General features: G+C 66.9%; 18 protein-coding genes. All 18 read left to right on the top strand.

Annotated elements, in window-relative coordinates; translation table 11 throughout:
- The first annotated feature begins 20 nt into the window (after nt 1-20).
- Nucleotides 21-1,388, top strand: a complete 1,368-nt coding sequence (gene fliI, locus BUA26_RS03485; protein WP_072759990.1) for a flagellar protein export ATPase FliI — start codon at nt 21-23, stop codon at nt 1,386-1,388.
- Entirely contained in the window at nt 1,385-1,810 is a 426-nt protein-coding gene (fliJ, locus tag BUA26_RS03480; RefSeq protein ID WP_072757900.1) for a flagellar export protein FliJ, read from the top strand. Before fliI ends, fliJ begins: the two co-directional genes overlap by 4 nt.
- A gap of 56 nt (nt 1,811-1,866) precedes the next feature.
- On the top strand, nt 1,867-3,003 hold the full coding sequence (locus BUA26_RS03475) for a flagellar hook-length control protein FliK (RefSeq protein ID WP_083572855.1): 1,137 nt from the start codon (nt 1,867-1,869) through the stop codon (nt 3,001-3,003).
- A 317-nt stretch (nt 3,004-3,320) separates the two neighbouring features.
- Nucleotides 3,321-3,818: a flagellar basal body-associated FliL family protein gene (locus tag BUA26_RS03470; protein WP_072757896.1), complete on the top strand. Its 498-nt coding sequence runs from the start codon at nt 3,321-3,323 to the stop codon at nt 3,816-3,818.
- A 16-nt stretch (nt 3,819-3,834) separates the two neighbouring features.
- A complete protein-coding gene (gene fliM / locus BUA26_RS03465; protein WP_072757894.1) occupies nt 3,835-4,851 on the top strand; it encodes a flagellar motor switch protein FliM in 1,017 nt (338 codons plus the stop codon).
- Complete coding sequence (fliN, locus tag BUA26_RS03460; protein ID WP_072757892.1) at nt 4,848-5,195, top strand: flagellar motor switch protein FliN; 348 nt, start codon at nt 4,848-4,850, stop codon at nt 5,193-5,195. Before fliM ends, fliN begins: the two co-directional genes overlap by 4 nt.
- Nucleotides 5,195-5,587 carry a FliO/MopB family protein gene (locus BUA26_RS03455; protein ID WP_072757890.1) on the top strand — a complete coding sequence of 131 codons (393 nt, stop codon included), beginning with the start codon at nt 5,195-5,197 and terminating at the stop codon, nt 5,585-5,587. The genes fliN and BUA26_RS03455 overlap by 1 nt, the downstream gene beginning before the upstream one ends.
- Complete coding sequence (gene fliP / locus BUA26_RS03450) at nt 5,584-6,330, top strand: flagellar type III secretion system pore protein FliP (RefSeq protein WP_072757888.1); 747 nt, start codon at nt 5,584-5,586, stop codon at nt 6,328-6,330. Before BUA26_RS03455 ends, fliP begins: the two co-directional genes overlap by 4 nt.
- Nucleotides 6,331-7,228: 898 nt before the next feature.
- Nucleotides 7,229-7,498, top strand: a complete 270-nt coding sequence (gene fliQ / locus BUA26_RS03445; RefSeq protein ID WP_072757886.1) for a flagellar biosynthesis protein FliQ — start codon at nt 7,229-7,231, stop codon at nt 7,496-7,498.
- Nucleotides 7,495-8,265 (top strand): flagellar biosynthetic protein FliR, encoded by a 771-nt coding sequence (gene fliR / locus BUA26_RS03440; RefSeq protein WP_072757884.1) that lies wholly within the window; start codon nt 7,495-7,497, stop codon nt 8,263-8,265. Before fliQ ends, fliR begins: the two co-directional genes overlap by 4 nt.
- A 5-nt stretch (nt 8,266-8,270) precedes the next feature.
- Entirely contained in the window at nt 8,271-9,410 is a 1,140-nt protein-coding gene (flhB, locus tag BUA26_RS03435) for a flagellar biosynthesis protein FlhB (RefSeq protein WP_072757882.1), read from the top strand.
- A 12-nt stretch (nt 9,411-9,422) separates the two neighbouring features.
- Nucleotides 9,423-11,516 carry a flagellar biosynthesis protein FlhA gene (gene flhA, locus BUA26_RS03430; RefSeq protein WP_072757880.1) on the top strand — a complete coding sequence of 698 codons (2,094 nt, stop codon included), beginning with the start codon at nt 9,423-9,425 and terminating at the stop codon, nt 11,514-11,516.
- Between the two features lie 45 nt (nt 11,517-11,561).
- Nucleotides 11,562-12,824 (top strand): flagellar biosynthesis GTPase FlhF, encoded by a 1,263-nt coding sequence (gene flhF / locus BUA26_RS03425; protein ID WP_072757878.1) that lies wholly within the window; start codon nt 11,562-11,564, stop codon nt 12,822-12,824.
- A 14-nt stretch (nt 12,825-12,838) separates the two neighbouring features.
- Nucleotides 12,839-13,780: a MinD/ParA family ATP-binding protein gene (locus BUA26_RS03420; protein ID WP_083572854.1), complete on the top strand. Its 942-nt coding sequence runs from the start codon at nt 12,839-12,841 to the stop codon at nt 13,778-13,780.
- Nucleotides 13,777-14,505, top strand: coding sequence for an RNA polymerase sigma factor FliA (locus BUA26_RS03415; RefSeq protein WP_072757876.1), 729 nt, complete (start codon nt 13,777-13,779; stop codon nt 14,503-14,505). Before BUA26_RS03420 ends, BUA26_RS03415 begins: the two co-directional genes overlap by 4 nt.
- Before the next feature lie 84 nt (nt 14,506-14,589).
- Nucleotides 14,590-14,997: a chemotaxis response regulator CheY gene (locus tag BUA26_RS03410; protein WP_072757874.1), complete on the top strand. Its 408-nt coding sequence runs from the start codon at nt 14,590-14,592 to the stop codon at nt 14,995-14,997.
- Entirely contained in the window at nt 14,994-15,635 is a 642-nt protein-coding gene (locus BUA26_RS03405) for a protein phosphatase CheZ (protein WP_072757872.1), read from the top strand. The genes BUA26_RS03410 and BUA26_RS03405 overlap by 4 nt, the downstream gene beginning before the upstream one ends.
- Before the next feature lie 13 nt (nt 15,636-15,648).
- A complete protein-coding gene (locus tag BUA26_RS03400) occupies nt 15,649-17,526 on the top strand; it encodes a chemotaxis protein CheA (protein WP_072757870.1) in 1,878 nt (625 codons plus the stop codon).
- Nucleotides 17,527-17,531: the final 5 nt, after the last annotated feature.

Below are 17,531 nucleotides of genomic sequence, written 5' to 3'. Positions count from 1 at the left end.
TCCCGACCGGACTGTGGCGCATGACCGCCGAGGCGACTCTTGCCGCACGGCAGGCGCGTTGGCAGCAGCAGCTGGCACGGCGCAGTGCGCGGGCCGAGGTGGCGCGCACGCTGACGGTGGAGGGGAGCCTGCGCCGCGTGGTCGGCCTGACCCTGGAAGCCGAAGGCTGCGAGGCCGCACTCGGCGCGCGTTGCCTGGTCGATACGGCTGACGGCGCAAAACTCGAAACCGAAGTAGTCGGCTTTGCCGACGAACGCCTGCTGCTGATGCCGGTGGGCGACATGCATGGCGTGCTGCCCAATGCACGGGTTCGCCCGTGCGTGCACAGCGGCGGCCTGCCGGTCGGCATGGGCTTGCTGGGCCGGGTGATCGGCGCCGATGGCGTGCCGCTGGATGGGCTGGGCCCGCTGGATTCGGACGAGCATGCCGCGCTCAAGCGCGAGCCGATCAACCCGATGGCACGCAAGCCGATCGACGCGCCGCTGGATGTCGGCGTGCGCGCGATCAATGCACTGCTCACCGTGGGACGCGGCCAGCGACTGGGCCTGTTCGCCGGTTCCGGCGTCGGCAAGTCGACCTTGCTGGGCATGATGACCCGCTATACCAACGCCGACGTGGTGGTGGTCGGATTGATCGGCGAGCGCGGCCGCGAAGTGAAGGAATTTGTCGAACACACGTTGGGCGAGGAGGGCCGCCGGCGCGCGGTGATCGTTGCCGCACCGGCCGATGCGCCGCCGCTCAAGCGACTGCGCGGTGCGCAATACGCCACCGCCATCGCCGAGTGGTTTCGCGATCGCGGACAGCGTGTGCTGCTGCTGATGGATTCGCTGACCCGATACGCCCAGGCGCAGCGCGAGATCGCGCTGGCGATCGGTGAGCCGCCGGCGACCAAGGGCTATCCGCCGTCGGTATTCGCGATGATGCCGGCACTGGTCGAGCGCGCCGGCAACGATGCCGAGGGACGCGGTTCGATCACCGCGTTCTACACCGTGCTGACCGAAGGCGACGATTATCGCCACGACCCGATCGCCGATGCGGCACGGGCGATTCTGGACGGCCATATCGTGTTGTCGCGCGATCTGGCCGAGGCCGGCCATTACCCGGCCATCGACATCGAGGCGTCGATCAGCCGCGTGATGCCGGCGGTAGTGACGCGCGAGCATCTGCGTTCCGCGCAACGTTTTCGCCAGGTCTATTCGGCGTATCGCCAGCAGCGCGACCTGATCGCGGTGGGCGCGTACCAGAAAGGCTCCGATCCGCAGGTGGATCAGGCGATCGAGATGTGGCCGCAGCTGCGCGCGTTCCTGCTGCAGGAAGTGGACGAACCGATGACGCTCGAGGTGGCGATCGCCCATCTGGCCGAACTGGCCGGGCAGGTGGCCGGATGAATTCGCGCGCCAGGCAATTGCAACCGGCGGTGGAGCAGGCGCGCCAGCGCAGCGAGGAAGCCTTGTTGAAGCTGGCCACGCAGCAGCAGCTGTTGGCCAAGGCCGAGCACCAGCTGAGCGAGTTGCGCCGTTATCGGCAGGAGTACGCGACAAGCGGTGCGGGAGCCCTGAGCGTGGCGGCGCTGCTCAACCGGCAGACCTTCATCGAACGGATCGATCAGGCCATCGTGCAGCAGACTGCCGAGATCGTCCGCCAGGCCCGTCAGCTGGAACAGGTGCGGGATCAGTGGAAGCGCTCCCATGCGCGCGAGAGCGCGCTCGACAGCGTCGTCGCGCAACACCTCGAACACGAGCGCCGTGCCGAAGACCGGCACGAACAGGCCGAAGTCGACGAGCGCATGCAGCACCGGCGGTTGCGATGAATGCCTCGCGCCGGCTGCTACGCCGCCCATCCATACATTGAAGGAGCGACCACGTCATGACCGCCCACGCCGTTGGTTCCACCCCTGCCTCTGTGCCGCCTCCGCGCAGCACGCCCGCCGGCGGTGCGCAAAACCCGGCCGCGCCGGCGCATTTCGATCGCCAGCTGCATGCCGCCAGGCAGCGCACCGCACCGCGCGATTCCGAGCCCGCCTCGACCGGGTCGAACGCTCGCGCGCCCGGTTCGAAACCGCACACACCGAATAACCATCGAACAGACGCATCGTCGTCGACCGATCCGCAGGACTCGTCGACGGTAGCCTTGGCAAAAACGCCGGCGACCGTGCCGGCAGCCGCGCCGACCGCGTCGGCGTTGCCCATGGCGCAGGTAGCCGAGGTTGCCGAAGCCGGTGCGGCGGACGCAAAGGCGCCGAGCGACACCGCCGAAGTGGACGGCCATGCCGCTTCCGCGCTGGCCGGCGCCATGCTGGCCCTGATCGGCGCGGGCGCGTTGCGGCCCGCCGCTGCCGCTGTCGGCGCGACCGACGTGCTCGGGCAGGCCGGCAAAACCGTGGCGACGGATGCGCAGACGGCGATGCTGCTGCTCGGCGACGCCACCGGCGCAACGACAGCAGCCGCCAATCCGGTGCCCGGCATGTTGATCGCGGCGAACGACCTGCCGCCGATCGCCACGACGGCAAAGGATGTCTCTCCGACTGATGCGTCGTCGTCGATAGCGCTGTCCGCCCCGCCGGCACCTGCCGCTCCCGCGACGTCGCCGGTATTGCACCTGCCATCGCCGGTGGGCAGCCAGGGCTTTGCCCAGGATCTGGGCCAGCAGATTGCCTGGCTGGGAAATCAGAACATCAAGCAGGCGCGGATCCGGTTGCACCCTGAAGAGCTGGGCTCGCTCGACGTGCAGGTCAGCGTGACGCACGGCAGAGTCGACGTGGTGTTCAGCGCGCAGCATCCCGGCGCAGTGGCGGCGGTGCAGCAGAGCCTGCCGCAGCTCGATCACATGCTGGCGCAACACGGCCTTTCGCTGGGCCACGCCGAAGTCGGCCAGCACGATAGGGGCGATCGCCAAGGCCAGGCCGCGGGTGCGGGCAGCACGACGCTGGACGAACCGGGCGAGATCCACACCATCGGCACCACGGCACTGGGTCAGATCGGTCTGCTCGACGCGTTCGCCTGATCCTTACGGCGCCATGGCGCGCCGGTCCACCCACGCAAGAATTTCTCAGACGGCCAGCCGCAAGCCGATGCCCCGCGCGCATCCGTGCACTCGCCGGCGTCGCCGTGATCGCGTCGCGACGGCGCGCCGGCGGGCGTCAAGAAAGCGCCGCGAGCTTCCGTCCGATGCGCTCGCGAAGGCAGCAAATCCAGCAGCAGCAACGTATTTCAACGATGGCACGCGGATTGCATTTGTTGCTTGGCGCGGTATCAGACGCGCCTCCCAACAACTGAGCACGTCGACAGACGCGCTTACGCATCAATGAAGGACGAAGTTTCATGGTCGACGAAGAACAGCCCGAGGTGGTATCGGACGCGCCGGTGGAGCGCCGCAGCCGCATGCCGCTGGTGATCGGCGTGGTGGCGTTGTTGGCGCTGGGTGCGGGCGGGTATCTGTGGCAGTCACATCGGACCGCGCACGCCGGCAATACTAAGGCTGCCGCTGTAGACATCAGCAAGGCCGAACTCTATCTGCCGCTCGAACCCGCCTTCGTGGTGAATTTTCGCGACGACGAATCGCTGCGCTATCTGCAGGTCGGGGTCACTTTGATGTCGCACGACCCCGATGCGATCAACGTGGCCAAGGGCGCCGATCCGGTGTTGCGCGACGGTCTGGTGGCGCTGTTCAGCAACCAGAAATTCTCGATCATCAGCGACGCCGCCGGCCGCCAGAAACTGCAGGAGCAGGCGCTTGCCACGGTGCGCAAGATTGTCCAGGCACGGCTCGGCCGCCCCGGCATCGATGCGCTGTATTTCACCAGTTTCGTGATGCAGTGATGAGGAAGCCGCGCCCATGAGCGACCTGCTTTCCCAGGACGAGATCGACGCACTGCTCGATGGCGTCGCCGGCGGCTCGGTGAGCACCGGCAACGACGAGCCGTTGCCCGCCGATGCGGTGATCTCCTACGACTTCACCCAGCAGGACCGCATCGTGCGCGGCCGGCTGCCCACGCTGGAAATGGTCAACGACCGCTTCGCACGATTCTTCCGCACGGCCATCTTCAGCGTGCTGCGCAAGACCTGCGAGGTCTCCGTGCTTGGCGTGAAGATGGTGAAGTTTGCCGAGTACGTGCATGGCCTGGCGGTGCCCAGCAACCTCAACCTGGTGCGCATCAAGCCGCTGCGCGGCACCGCGCTGGTGCTGTTCGAGCCGCGCCTGGTGTTTACCGTGATCGACAACTTCTTCGGCGGCGATGGCCGCTTCCACGCGCGTATCGAGGGCCGTGATTTCACCGCCACCGAGAACCGGGTGATCCAGATCATGCTGGATGCACTGTTCGGCGCGATGTCCGAGGCATGGGCGCCGGTGCTGGACCTGCAGTTCGAATACCTGAGTTCGGAAATCAACCCGCAGTTCGCCAACATCGTCAGCCCGACCGAGACGGTGGTGGTCTCGCGCTTCCATGTCGAGCTCGACGGCGGCGGCGGCGACATCAACCTGACCTTGCCGTACGCGATGGTCGAGCCGATCCGCAACCTGCTCGACGCCGGCGTGCAGAGCGACCGCGTCGACCGCGACGACCGCTGGGCCGAGATGCTGCATGAAGAAGTGCTCGATGCAGAAGTGGGCCTGAGCTCGCTGCTGCTGGAGAAGCAACTGAGTCTCGGCGAGTTCCTGCATCTGCGCCCGGGCGACGTGATTCCGGTTCAGCTGCCCGAGCTGGCCACCGTCTACGCCGAGGATGTACCTGTATTTCGCGGCCGCTACGGCCAGTCCAACGGCCGCAACGCCGTACGTTTCCATGTCCAGGCTGGCCGGCGCGAAAGGCGCACGGCTGGCGACCATTCCAGAGAGAAGAGTCCCGTATGAGCCAGTCCACTGATGGTGCCTTCGCCGACGCCGGCGAACGCGTTCAATTCGACCCGCTGCATGGTGCCGTCGCGGACGCCGGTGACGTCAACCTCGACATGATCCTCGATGTGCCGGTGACGCTGGCGATGGAGGTCGGGCGTACCCGCATCAGCATCCGCAATCTGCTGCAGCTGAACCAGGGTTCGGTGGTGGAGCTGGATCGCGCCGCCGGCGAGCCGCTGGATGTGTTCGTCAACGGCACGCTCGTCGCGCATGGCGAAGTGGTGGTGATCAACGAGAAGTTCGGCATCCGCCTGACCGACGTGATCAGCCCGGCCGAACGTGTGCGAAAGCTGCGCTGATGGTCACCCTGGCCTTCATGCTCGCCGCGGCGCCCGCGGCCGCGCCGGAGTTCAACGCGGCCGGCGAACTGGTGCGCGTCGTGTTGAGTCTGGTCGGCATCATCGGCCTGATCCTGGCGGCCGGCTGGCTGACTCGCCGCATGCAGCGGCGCCCTGGCGCAGCCGGGCGGCGCATCCGCTGCGTGGAAACATTTGCGGTAGGCGCGCGCGATCGTCTGCTGCTGCTGGACGCCGACGGCAAGCGCCTGCTGATCGGCATGGGCCCTGGCGGCATGCGCACACTGCACGTCTACGATGGCGCGCTGGTCGAAACGGCTGCCGCGGAACAGCCTGCCGCGGCGCCGATACCGGCGTTCGGCGAGCTGCTGGCCCGCTGGAAGCGCGGCTCATGAAGGCCTGGCGCTGGATCATTGCCGTGCTGCTGCTAGTGCTGCCGCTGGCAGCGCTGGCGGCGCCGCCGGGCATTCCGCTGGTGAACGTGCAGAGCGTGCCCGGGGGCGGCCAGAACTGGACGATGTCGCTGCAGGTGCTGGCGCTGATGACGGCGCTGACGCTGCTGCCGGCGATCGCGCTGATGATGACCTCGTTCACTCGCATCATCATCGTGCTCGGCTTCCTGCGCCAGGCGCTGGGCACGCAATCGACGCCGCCGAACCAAGTGCTGCTGGGGCTGGCGCTGTTCCTCACGCTGTTCGTGATGTCGCCGGTGCTTACGCGCGCCTACGACGACGGCGTGAAACCGTATATGGACGGCCAGATCACCGCCGAGCAGGCGCTGCCGGCCGCGTCCGCACCGTTCAAGCGTTTCATGATCGACCAGACCCGTGAAGCCGATCTGCAGTTGTTCACCCGGCTGGCGAAGGAAAAGCCCTATGCCAGCAAGGCCGATGTGCCGTTCAAGGTGGCGATGCCGGCGTTCCTCACCAGCGAGTTGAAGACCGCGTTCCAGATGGGCTTCCTGCTGTTCATCCCGTTCCTGATCATCGATCTGGTGGTGGCCAGCGTGCTGATGTCGATGGGCATGATGATGGTGTCGCCGATGATCATCTCGCTGCCGTTCAAGATCATGCTGTTCGTGCTGGTGGATGGGTGGACGCTGCTGCTGGGTACGTTGGCGGGGAGTTTCTACACGTGAGCCATCTGCATCGCGATCCGGGCAAGCTTGCCGCACCGTGCGTACTAGCGAACCCGCACGGCACCTTCGCCCCTTCTCCCCGTCGGGGAGAAGGTTGGGATGAGGGGCGGGTGCTCGCGGGGACGTTTGTCGAAGGCTGGTCAGCTGCGAAGAGCTTTCGTGCGCCGTTGGCGCCCGAGTCACTTTTCTCTTGTGTGGCCAAGAGAAAAGTAACCAAAAGAGAAGGCCACCCCGCTTGGCGCTTGCCGCCCATCCGTGGGCGGCAAGTCCGTGAGCCGGGGCCGGGCTTTTCGACAGGGCATCCTGCCCTGGCGAAAAGGAGTCGACCTCCCTGTCGACTCCCGCTGCGCGGCCTGTCGTCCCCGTCTCACCGCCGCACAGGGGCCCCGGGTAGAGCAGCGGGCCATCCTGGCCCGCACTCGGTGCGCAACGGCTGCGCCGCTGCGAAAGCGGAAGAGCACATGGTTTTGTCGTTTCCCCAAAATCCCGTTCGCGCCAGCTTTTCGCTCGTTTGTGCTTCTGATCTTGACTCTGCTGTTTCCGTCTTTGCTTTTGATCGAGCTCTTCCCGGAGTGCGCGCAGGATGCGCGCCGCTCCACCGGGGCCCCTGTGCGGCGGTGAGGAACGGACGACAGGCCCGCAGGGGGATCGGCAGGGATGCCGATCCTTTTTCGCCCGGACAGGAGTCCGGTCGAAAAACCCGGCCGGACCTCACGGACTTGCCGGGCAGGATGCCCGGCAAGCGCCAAGCGGGGTGTCGTTTTCTCTTGGTTACTTCTCTTTTGGACAAGCAAAAGAGAAGTAACTCGCCCTCCGCAGGAGGACGAAAGCTCTTCGCTCTGTATGCACAAACAAGCAAAGGCATCGCCCGCGAGCGGGCTCCTGCAGGGAGTCCGCCATGACCCCTGAATCCATCATGGAAATCGGTCAGCACGCGCTGTATGTGGCGATGTTGGTGGCTGCGCCGCTGTTGCTGACCGCGCTGGCGGTGGGCTTGCTGGTGGGCGTGATACAGGCGGCGACGCAGATCAACGAGATGACTTTGAGCTTCATCCCGAAACTGATCGCGATGGCATTGGTGGCGTTGATCACCGGGCCGTGGATGTTGCGCCTGCTGGTGCAATACACCAGCCAGTTGATCGAGAGCCTGCCCGGTGCGGTGAGATGACAGCGCTGGATCTGGCGCAGTTGCCGATGTGGCTGGGCAGCTTGTTCTGGGCGATGGGCCGGGTAAGCGGCCTGTGCCTGGTGGCGCCGGTATTCAGCGCCACGGTGCTCTCGGCACGGATCCGCATCGGCCTGGTGGTGGTGCTGACGTTGGTGTTGGCTCCGCTGGCACCGGCCACGATCGATCCATTGAGCGGCGACGGCGTGGCGACCATGGCGGGGCAGGTGCTGGTCGGCGCAGCGGTGGGTTTCGTGCTGAAGCTGGTGTTCGAGGCCGTCTCTTTCGGCGGCGAGCTGGTGGCGCAGAGCATGAGCCTGGGTTTTGCCGAGGTGGTCAACCCGCACGCCGGCGGCAGCTCCACCGTGTTGAGTCAGTTTTATTTGCTGCTGGTGACTTTGCTGTTCCTCTCGATGGACGGCCATCTGCGTCTGATCGCACTGCTTGCCGACAGCTTCCACAGTCTGCCGCCGGGGATGCCGGCGATCAATGCAAACGCCTTGCACGCCGTGGTCGGTTTCGGCGGGGAGCTGTTCTCCGGCGCGGTCCGCGTCGCGCTGCCCGCGATGACCTCGTTGCTGGTGGTGAACATCGGCTTTGCCGCGATCAGCCGTGCGGCGCCGTCGATGAATCTTTTCGCGGTGGGTTTTCCGATCACCGTCTCGCTGGGCTTCATCGCGCTGTGGCTGGCGCTGCGCAGCCTGCCGGGTGCGTTCGAGGCGCTGCAGAATGACGCCTGGTCGATGATGCGCCATCTGCTGGGGAGCTGACGCCGATGTCGGACGACAGCGACCAGGAAAAAACCGAAGAACCCAGCGAAAAAAAGCTGCGCGAATCGCGCGAGAAAGGCGAGGTTCCGCGATCGCGCGACCTGTCCGGCGCGATCGTGGTGCTGGCCGGCGTGGCGGCGTTGATGAACGGCGGGCAGAGCGCGTTCCTGCATGCCCGGCGCATCTTTGCGCTGGGCCTGGGCTACTCGCGCGAAGCGTTGTTTTCCGACGCGTTGCCCGGGCGCACCCTGCATGCGGCGGTGCATGAGGCGTTGAACCTGTTCGCGCCGGTGGCGGTGGCCACGATGCTGGCCACGCTGGCCGCGCCGCTGCTGCTGGGCGGGCTGAATTTCAGCGCGCAGGCATTGCAGCCGAAGTTCGACCGGCTCGATCCGATCAAGGGGTTAGGCCGCATTTTCGCGATGCGCGGCCTGATCGAGCTGGGCAAGGCGCTGCTGAAATTGCTGTTCATCGGCGCGGTGCTGGGCCTGCTGCTGCGGCACTGGCAGGACGAGTTGCAGGCCACCGGTCGCGGCTCGGTGGTGGCCGGCATTGCGCAGTCGATCGGCTTGCTGGGTCGCTCGGCGTTGTGGTTCGGCTCGATGCTGGCACTGATCGGCGGCATCGATGCCATCTACCAGAAATTCGACCACGCCAAGACCCTGCGCATGACCAAGCAGGAGATCCGCGACGAGATGAAGGAGAGCGAAGGCAATCCCGAATTGAAGGGGCGCATCCGCCAGGTGCAGCAGGCGCAGTCGCGCCGCCGCATGATGGAGGAGCTGCCCAAGGCCGACGTGGTGGTGGTCAATCCCACGCACTTCGCCGTGGCCTTGCGCTACGACGACGGCCGCATGGGCGCACCGCGGGTGATCGCCAAGGGCGTCGACGTGCTGGCCCAGCAGATCCGACTCGTGGCAGGCAGTCACCGCATCCCGATGGTCGAGTCGCCGCCGTTGGCACGCGCCTTGTATGCAACCACTGAACTGGGTCGGGAAATCCCCGCCACGCTGTATGTGGCGGTGGCTCAGGTCCTGGCCTACGTCTACCAGCTGAAGCAAGCAGTGGCGCAGGGCGAGACGCCACCGGCAGTGCCAACCCCTGAGGTCAACCCCGACCTGATGGGGCCTTACCGCGATCAATGACGAGTCAAATCCATGACGGGTACAGACGTACTGGGCAACTTCAAATACCTGGCGCGACGTGGCGTTGGCGCGCCGGTGATGTTGCTGGTGATGCTGGCGATGTTGATGTTGCCGCTGCCGCCGTTTCTGCTCGACATGCTGTTCAGCTTCAACATCGCGCTGTCGCTGGTGATCCTGCTGGCGGTGGTCTACGTGATGCGCCCGCTGGAGTTCGCCGCGTTCCCCACCGTGGTGCTGATGGCCACTTTGCTGCGGCTGGCGCTGAACATCGCCTCCACCCGCGTGGTGCTGCTGCACGGGCATGACGGCCCCGGCGCCGCCGGCAAGGTGATCGAGGCATTCGGCGAGTTCGTGATCGGCGGCAATTTCGCGGTCGGCCTGGTGGTGTTCGCGATCATCACCATCATCAACTTCGTGGTGATCACCAAGGGTGCCACCCGTGTGTCCGAAGTGACCGCGCGCTTCACCCTCGACGCCATGCCCGGCAAGCAGATGGCGATCGACGCCGACCTCAACGCCGGCCTGCTGACCCAGGAGCAGGCGCGCGAGCGCCGCCAGGAAGTGCGCGAGGAGGCCGACTTCTACGGCTCGATGGACGGTGCGTCCAAGTTCGTTCGCGGCGACGCCACCGCCGGCATCCTGATCCTGATCATCAACATCGTCGGCGGTTTCTTCGTCGGCGTGATGCAGCACGGACTGTCGGCCGGCGAAGCGGCCAAGACCTATACCTTGCTCACCATCGGCGACGGCCTGGTGGCGCAGGTGCCGGCGCTGATGCTGTCGGTAGCCGCGGCGATCATCGTCACCCGCGTGTCCAAGTCGCAAGACATGGGCAAGCAGGTGATCGGCCAGGTGTTCGGCCAGCCGCGCGCGCTTGGCGTGGCGGCGGCGGTGCTGATCGTGATGGGCGTGATCCCGGGCATGCCGAACGTGGCGTTTCTGCTGCTCGGCGCGGCCTGCGCCGGTGCCGCGTGGCTGCTGTTCAAGCGCGAGCGCGATACCCGCACCAAACTGGCCGAGTCTGTCGCCGTGGCGCCTGCACCCACCACACCGACCGAGCGCCTGGAGCTGGGCTGGGAGGACGTCGCCAGCGTCGATCCGCTGGGGCTGGAAGTCGGCTACCGGCTGATCCCGCTGGTCGACGTGCACCAGGGCGGCGAGCTGATGGGGCGGATCAAGTCGGTGCGCCGCAAGCTGTCGCAGGAGCTGGGCTTTCTGGTGCCGGCGGTGCATATCCGCGACAACCTGGACCTCGGCCCGAACACCTATCGGATCACCTTGATGGGCGTGCCGATGGGCGAGGCCGACGTGCACAACGAACGCCTGATGGCGATCAACCCCGGCCAGGTGCACGGCAGCTTGCAAGGCATCCCCACGCAGGACCCGGCGTTCGGTCTGGAAGCGGTGTGGATCGAGGTGGGCCAGCGCGAGCTGGCGCAGAGTTACGGCTACACCGTGGTCGACCCGGCCACGGTGATCGCGACCCACCTGTCGCACATCCTGCAAGGCCACGCGCACGAGCTGCTCAGCCATCAGGACGTGCAGCAGCTGCTGGACCGGCTCGCCGCCACGGCGCCGAAGCTGGTCGAGGATCTGGTGCCCAAGCGGCTGTCGCTGGGCGTGGTGGTCAAGGTGCTGCAGAACCTGCTGGCCGAGCGGGTGCCGATCCGCAACATGCGCAGCATCGTCGAATCCTTGGCGGAGCATGCCGGGCAGAGTCAGGATCCCGGCGTTCTGACCGCCGCCGTGCGCGTGGCGTTGGGCCGGCAGATCCTGCAGGAGATCACCGGGCTGGGCACCGAGGTGCCGGTGATCACGCTGGCGCCGGAGCTCGAACAGATCCTGCTCGGCTCGCTGTCCAGCGGCGGCGGAGTGGCTGGCGCCGCGGTGGAGCCGGGCCTGGCCGACCGCCTGCAACAGAGCGTGGCCGACGCCGCGCGCCGGCAGGAATTGAGCGGGGAACCCGCGGTTTTGCTGGTCGCGCCGCTGTTGCGGCCATGGCTCGCGCGGTTCACCCGCCACGTGGCACAGAACCTGCACGTACTCGCTTACAACGAGGTACCCGACAACCGTCGGGTGCGACTGGTACAGGCCCTAGGTCGATAGACCCAGCAACAGAATTAAGTCGATGAAGAGCTGGAGCAAGCAGGCATGAAGATCAAGCGATTTGTCGCCGCCGATATGCGTCAGGCGATGCGCGAAGTCCGCGAGGAGCAGGGGCCCGAAGCGGTGATCCTGTCGACCCGCCGCATGGAAGATGGCATCGAGGTGATCGCCGCCATCGACTACGACGAAGCGTTGATGCGCGAAGCGTCCCGCCACGGTGCGCCGGCGGTGGAGACGCGGCCGATCGACAAAGACGAGCCGGCGCCGTCGACGCTTCACGTCGCGGCGGCCGAGCCTGTCGCGCGCACGCCGCGGGCTTCGGTCATGGCCGTCCCGGCAGCGGTCGAACCGCCGGGCATGCGGCCGCTGATGGAGCGTGCCGCGCAGGACACCGCGCAGCTGCGCAGCGAACTGGGCAGCATGCGCGAGATGCTGGAGATGCAGCTGTCGAGCCTCGCCTGGAACGACATGGAGCGGCGCCAGCCGTTGCGTGCGCGTGTGCTGCGCGAGATGACCCGTCTGGGCATCGAAGCGGATGTGGCGCGCGCGCTGGTCGACGAACTGCCCGACCAGATCAACGCCGAGCAGGCGCGTTACCTGCCGCTGGGCATGCTCAGCCGTCATCTGGCGGTGAGCGGACGCGGTCTGCACGGCGACGACCGCGGCGTCACCGCGCTGGTGGGTCCCACCGGCGTGGGCAAGACCACCACCATCGCCAAGCTCGCTGCCCGCGCGGTGATGCGTCACGGCGCCGACCAGGTGGCGCTGGTGAGCACCGATCATTACCGCATCGGTGCTGCCGCCCAGCTGGAACATTACGGACGCTTGCTCGGCGTGCGCGTCTATCCCGCCTACGATGCGGAAAGCCTGCGCAAAGTGCTGGAGATGCTGCGCAGCCGCCACACGGTGCTGATCGATACCGCCGGTGTGGCCGGCAGCGATCCGCGTCTCACCCAGCAACTCGAGATTCTGGCCGACGCCAGCGATCTGCGCGCCTGCCTGGCGCTGGCCGCCAATGCGCAATCGCAATCGCTGGACGATGCGGTGCGCGCCTATCTGCCGCTGAAGCCGCACGCGTGCATCCTGACCAAGCTCGACGAGGCACCGAACCTGGGTGGCGCGCTGTCGGTGCTGATCCGTCATCGGCTGCCGCTGGACTACACCACCGACGGCCAGCGTGTGCCCGAGGACATCGCCACGGCGGACGCGCGTGTACTGGTTTGCCGCGCGGCGCAGTCGGTGAGGAGCCACGCGCCCGACGATAGCCTGATGGCCGAACGCTTCGGCCTTGCCGTGGCAAGCGCATGAGCGGAGTACTTGCAATGGATCAGGCCTCGGGACTGATGCACATGTTGTCGAACATGGTCGGCCGCGCCACGCCGCCATCGGCCGTGACCAGCGACCACCAGGCCAGCAGCCTGCTGGCCGCCGCGCCAGCCGCGCGTCGGCATTGCCGCGCGATCGCCGTGGCCGGCGGCAAGGGCGGCGTCGGCAAGAGCACCGTGGCGGTGAACCTGGGCATGTCGTTGTCGATGGCCGGTCGCGACGTGATGCTGCTGGATGCCGACATGGGGCTGGCCAATGTCGACGTGATGCTGGGCCTCACGCCGTCGCGCCATATCGGTCATCTGCTCGACGGCGACTGCACGCTGGAAGAATTGCTGATGCCGGCGCCGCGCGGCCTGCAGGTGGTGCCGGCCGGTTCCGGCACGCGCCGCCTGGCACAGCTGGACAACGGCGAGCACGCGGCGATCATCCGCGCGTTCGACGAATTGGCGCGGCCGCCGGAATTCCTGCTGGTGGACACCGCCGCCGGTCTTTCCGACAACGTGACGATGTTCGCCGCCGCGGCCTCCGAAGTGATCCTGGTGGTGTGCGACGAACCGGCTTCGCTGACCGATGCGTATGGGCTGACCAAGGTGCTCAGCCGCGATTTCGGCGTGCGCCGCATACGCATGGTCGCCAACATGGTGCGCAACGAGGGCGATGCGCGCCAGCTGCATCAGAAGCTCGCGCGGGTCAGCGATCGCTTCCTCGACGTGGTGATCGATTTCAGTGGATGGGTGCCGCATGACGAACGTCTGCGCCAGGCCATTCGCAGGCAGTGCGCGGTCGTCGATCTGTGGCCATCGAGCCAGTCGGCGCTGGCATTCAAGAATTTGGCTGGTGCGGTCGATAAATGGGCGGAACCCGACCGCGCAGGTCTCGACCGGATCGCCTTCTTTGGTGGCCGGACTGCACCGGCCAGTGGGGTTTCGAGATGAGTGTCGCTTCGGAATATCTGCAAGTCTCCCGCGAAAGCGCCGACGAACTGGTACGTCGGCACGCGCCGCTGGTCCGGCGGATCGCCTATCACCTGATGGGGCGGTTGCCGGCCAGCGTCGACGTGGGAGATCTCATTCAGGCGGGAATGATCGGTTTGCTGGAGGCATCGCGCCACTTTGCCCACGATCGGGGGGCGAGCTTCGAGACGTATGCGGGTATACGCATACGTGGCGCCATGCTGGACGAGTTGCGCCGCACCGACTGGACCCCGCGTTCGGTGCATCGCAAGGCTCGCGAGGTGGCCGAGGTGATCCGCCAGATCGAGACCGAGACGGGTGCCGAGGCGGACGACGCGGAAGTGATGCGGCGGCTCGGGATCAGCGCGGAGGAGTACCACCAGGTGCTCGCCGATGCGGCCTGCGTGCGCTTGCTGAGCCTGACCGCGTCGGACGACAGCGAGGAGAGCGGGGTGCTCGACGTGGCCGACGAAAGCGGCCTGAGCCCCCACGAGAACATCGAGCGCGACGGCATGCGCGACGCTTTGGCCGAGGCGATCGGCGGCCTGCCGGAGCGTGAGCAGTTGGTGATGTCGTTGTACTACGAGCAGGAGTTGAACCTGAAAGAGATCGGCGCCGTGCTGGGAGTGAGCGAGTCGCGCGTGTGCCAGATCCATGGCCAGGCAGTCATCCGGCTTCGCTCGAGGCTCACCGGCTGGCGTGGTTGATCGAGCGGCATCCGGAAATTCCGGAAAGAAATCCCGAGGCCGCGCAGTGGCCTGAATTGCCTGCATTGCATGTGGAGAGAGCGTTTGGACAAGAACATGAAAATCCTGGTGGTGGATGACTTTTCCACCATGCGGCGAATCGTCCGCAACCTGCTGGTCGAGCTGGGTTTCAGCAACCCGCTGATCCAGGAGGCCGACGATGGCGAGAGCGCGATCGCGATGCTGCGCAGCCTGCCATTCGATCTGGTCGTGACCGACTGGAACATGCCCAACATGACCGGCATCGACCTGCTGCGCGCGATCCGAGCGGAAGGCGCGCTGAAAGGCTTGCCGGTACTGATGGTCACGGCCGAGAACAACCGCGACCAGATCATCGCGGCGGCGCAGGCCGGCGTGAATGGCTACATCGTCAAGCCATTCACCGCGATCACCCTCAAGGAAAAGCTCACCAAGATCTTCGAGCGGATCGCCGCCAGCGGAGCCAGCGCATGAACGTCATTTCGCCCCTCGCCATCGACGACACGCTGCCCGCCGAACTGCGCGACCTGTTGAACAGCCCCGATGGCCCCGCGTTCGAACAGGCGCTGGACGTGATGGTGCGCCAGCGCGAGCAGCGCCTGTTCCGCGCCCTCGGCCAGCTCGCGCGCGACCTGCACAACGCCGTGCGCAGGCTCGGCGGCGATCTGGCGCAGGACGGCTTGCCAGGCAGTGTCGCCGACGCGCGCCAGCATCTGCAGGACGCGCTGGAAATGAGCGCGCAAGCTGCCCACCGCAGTCTCGATTTCGCCGAACGCATGCGGCCCCAGGCCGAATCGCTGGCGCACAACGCGGGCGAGGTTCTGGAGTGGACCAACGGCAACGACGCTGCCGCCGTGCTGGCGCGCGAAGCCGTGGAGTTCGCCGGCAACTGCCGCGACGGCCTCGCCGACATGGTGCTGGCGCAGTCGTGGCAGGACCTCACCGGCCAGCGCATCAAGAAGGTCGCCAGCTTCATCGGCACGGTCGAATCGTCGCTGCTGGAGCTGGTGCGGCTGACCGGTGCGCTGGCCGGCAGCGAGGCGCCGGCCAGTGTGGAAAAGGTGTCCAGCCAGGACGACGCCGACCGCCTGCTCAGCGAATTCGGGTTTTGAAGGCAGGCCCGCGATGAATGCGGAATTCGATCTCGAGCTGCGCCAGGATTTTCTGGTCGAGGCCGGCGAGCTGCTTCAGCGGCTGGGCGAGCAATTGGTCGGGCTGGAAACGGCACCGGGCGATAGCGAGCTGCTGAATGCCGTGTTCCGTGCATTCCACACCGTCAAGGGCGGCGCCGGCTTCCTGGCGCTGGACCCCATGGTGGTGCTGTGCCACCACGCCGAAGATCTGCTCAACGAGGCCCGCAACGGCAGCGTGGTGCTCGGCACCGGCCATATGGACGCGCTGCTGGAAGCACTCGACTTGCTCAACGACATGATGGCGGCGGTGAGTGCGGATGCGCCGCTGAGTACGCCACCGGCCGCCCTGCTGACTTCGCTGCTGCCGCGAGCACCCGTGCCGGTGGCCGCCGCGATGCCGACGCCGGTGGCGCCTGCAGCCGACGGCGCACCGATAGACGACAGCGAATTCGAGGCCTTGCTGGACAGCATGTACGGCACCGCCGCACCGGGCACCGTGGCGCCGGTGGTGCCGGTGGCCGCGCCGAGCGCGAGTTCCGGAATCGACGACGACGAGTTCGAGGCCTTGCTGGATGCACTGCACGGCAAGGGTGGCCAGTCGGCCGAGGCATCTGTCGCGGCGGCGCCTGCTGCAGCGATGGCGCCCGCACCGGAAAGCACGCCCGCCGCCGCCGCGGCGCGTCACGCGGCGCCGGTCGAAAACACCGTGCGGGTGGATACCGCCCGGCTCGACGTGCTGGTCAACCACGCCGGCGAACTGGTGCTGGTGCGCAACCGTCTGCTCAGTCTGGCTGCGCGCGATGGCAGCGAGGCGCTGGTCACTGCCGCCGGCGAGCTGGATCGGATCGCCGATGCATTGCAGACCGCCGTGATGGGCATGCGCATGCAGCCGGTGGGGCGCCTGTTTCAGCGCTTTCCGCGGATCGTGCGTGATCTGGCACGCCAGCTCGGCAAGGACGTGGAACTGGTGCTGGAAGGCGAGGGCACCGACCTCGATCGCAGCCTGGTCGAGGCGCTGGCCGATCCGTTGATCCACCTGCTGCGCAACGCACTGGATCACGGCGTCGAAATGCCCGCCGAACGCGAGCTCGGCGGCAAGCCGCGCAAGGGTCGCATCTGTCTGTCGGCCAGCCAGCGCGGCGAGCGCATCGTGATCTCGGTGACCGACGACGGCCGCGGCATGGATCCGGAGGTCTTGCGCCGCAAGGCGGTGGAGAAGGGCGTGATCGATGCGGCGCAGGCCGCGCGGCTGACCGAAAGCGAATGCTACGAATTGATTTTCCGCCCCGGCTTCAGCACCGCCGCGACGGTCTCCGATATCTCCGGCCGCGGCGTCGGCATGGACGTGGTGAAGACGCGCGTGGCCGAGCTTGGCGGCACCTTGCAAGTGCATTCCCGCTGGGGCCATGGCAGCGACCTGGAACTGACCGTGCCGCTGACTTTGGCGGTGCTGCGCGTGCTGATGGTGCGGGTGGAAGCGCGCCTGCTGGCGTTGCCGCTGAGCAATGTCGAAGAGGTTTTTGAACTCATCGATGGGCAGGATCGTCTGCTGGATGGCCGTCTGGTCGCCCAGCATCGCGGCCGCGCGCTGCCGCTGGCCGATCTGGCCGGTTGGGCCGGTGCCGCGACGGGGGCGGGTCGCCATGTAGTGGTGTTGCACATCGGCCACCAGCGGCTGGGCTGCCTGGTGCACGAAGTGCTTGGTCGCGAGGACGTCATCGTCAAGCCGCTCGGCCCGCTGTTCGCCGATGTCTCGGGCATCGCCGGCGCCACCGTCACCGGCGATGGCCGGCTGGCCCTGGTGATGGATCTCGCGGGCCTGGCCGGCGGTGCCGGGCAATTATTCACTTCACTGCAATTGGCCGGCTGATCGTC

The sequence above is a fragment of the Rhodanobacter sp. OK091 genome, from assembly GCF_900142825.1.
In the GTDB taxonomy this organism is placed as follows: Bacteria; Pseudomonadota; Gammaproteobacteria; order Xanthomonadales; family Rhodanobacteraceae; genus Rhodanobacter.
Note: the sequence above shows the minus strand (reverse complement) of the source record. Positions and strands in the feature narration are given on the sequence as shown.

Coding starts and splice junctions, on each gene's coding strand:
- fliI (WP_072759990.1), top strand. CDS start 21: ATGACCGCCGAGGCGACTCTTGCCGCACGGCAGGCGCGTTGGCAGCAG.
- fliJ (WP_072757900.1), top strand. CDS start 1,385: ATGAATTCGCGCGCCAGGCAATTGCAACCGGCGGTGGAGCAGGCGCGC.
- BUA26_RS03475 (WP_083572855.1), top strand. CDS start 1,867: ATGACCGCCCACGCCGTTGGTTCCACCCCTGCCTCTGTGCCGCCTCCG.
- BUA26_RS03470 (WP_072757896.1), top strand. CDS start 3,321: ATGGTCGACGAAGAACAGCCCGAGGTGGTATCGGACGCGCCGGTGGAG.
- fliM (WP_072757894.1), top strand. CDS start 3,835: ATGAGCGACCTGCTTTCCCAGGACGAGATCGACGCACTGCTCGATGGC.
- fliN (WP_072757892.1), top strand. CDS start 4,848: ATGAGCCAGTCCACTGATGGTGCCTTCGCCGACGCCGGCGAACGCGTT.
- BUA26_RS03455 (WP_072757890.1), top strand. CDS start 5,195: ATGGTCACCCTGGCCTTCATGCTCGCCGCGGCGCCCGCGGCCGCGCCG.
- fliP (WP_072757888.1), top strand. CDS start 5,584: ATGAAGGCCTGGCGCTGGATCATTGCCGTGCTGCTGCTAGTGCTGCCG.
- fliQ (WP_072757886.1), top strand. CDS start 7,229: ATGACCCCTGAATCCATCATGGAAATCGGTCAGCACGCGCTGTATGTG.
- fliR (WP_072757884.1), top strand. CDS start 7,495: ATGACAGCGCTGGATCTGGCGCAGTTGCCGATGTGGCTGGGCAGCTTG.
- flhB (WP_072757882.1), top strand. CDS start 8,271: ATGTCGGACGACAGCGACCAGGAAAAAACCGAAGAACCCAGCGAAAAA.
- flhA (WP_072757880.1), top strand. CDS start 9,423: ATGACGGGTACAGACGTACTGGGCAACTTCAAATACCTGGCGCGACGT.
- flhF (WP_072757878.1), top strand. CDS start 11,562: ATGAAGATCAAGCGATTTGTCGCCGCCGATATGCGTCAGGCGATGCGC.
- BUA26_RS03420 (WP_083572854.1), top strand. CDS start 12,839: ATGGATCAGGCCTCGGGACTGATGCACATGTTGTCGAACATGGTCGGC.
- BUA26_RS03415 (WP_072757876.1), top strand. CDS start 13,777: ATGAGTGTCGCTTCGGAATATCTGCAAGTCTCCCGCGAAAGCGCCGAC.
- BUA26_RS03405 (WP_072757872.1), top strand. CDS start 14,994: ATGAACGTCATTTCGCCCCTCGCCATCGACGACACGCTGCCCGCCGAA.
- BUA26_RS03400 (WP_072757870.1), top strand. CDS start 15,649: ATGAATGCGGAATTCGATCTCGAGCTGCGCCAGGATTTTCTGGTCGAG.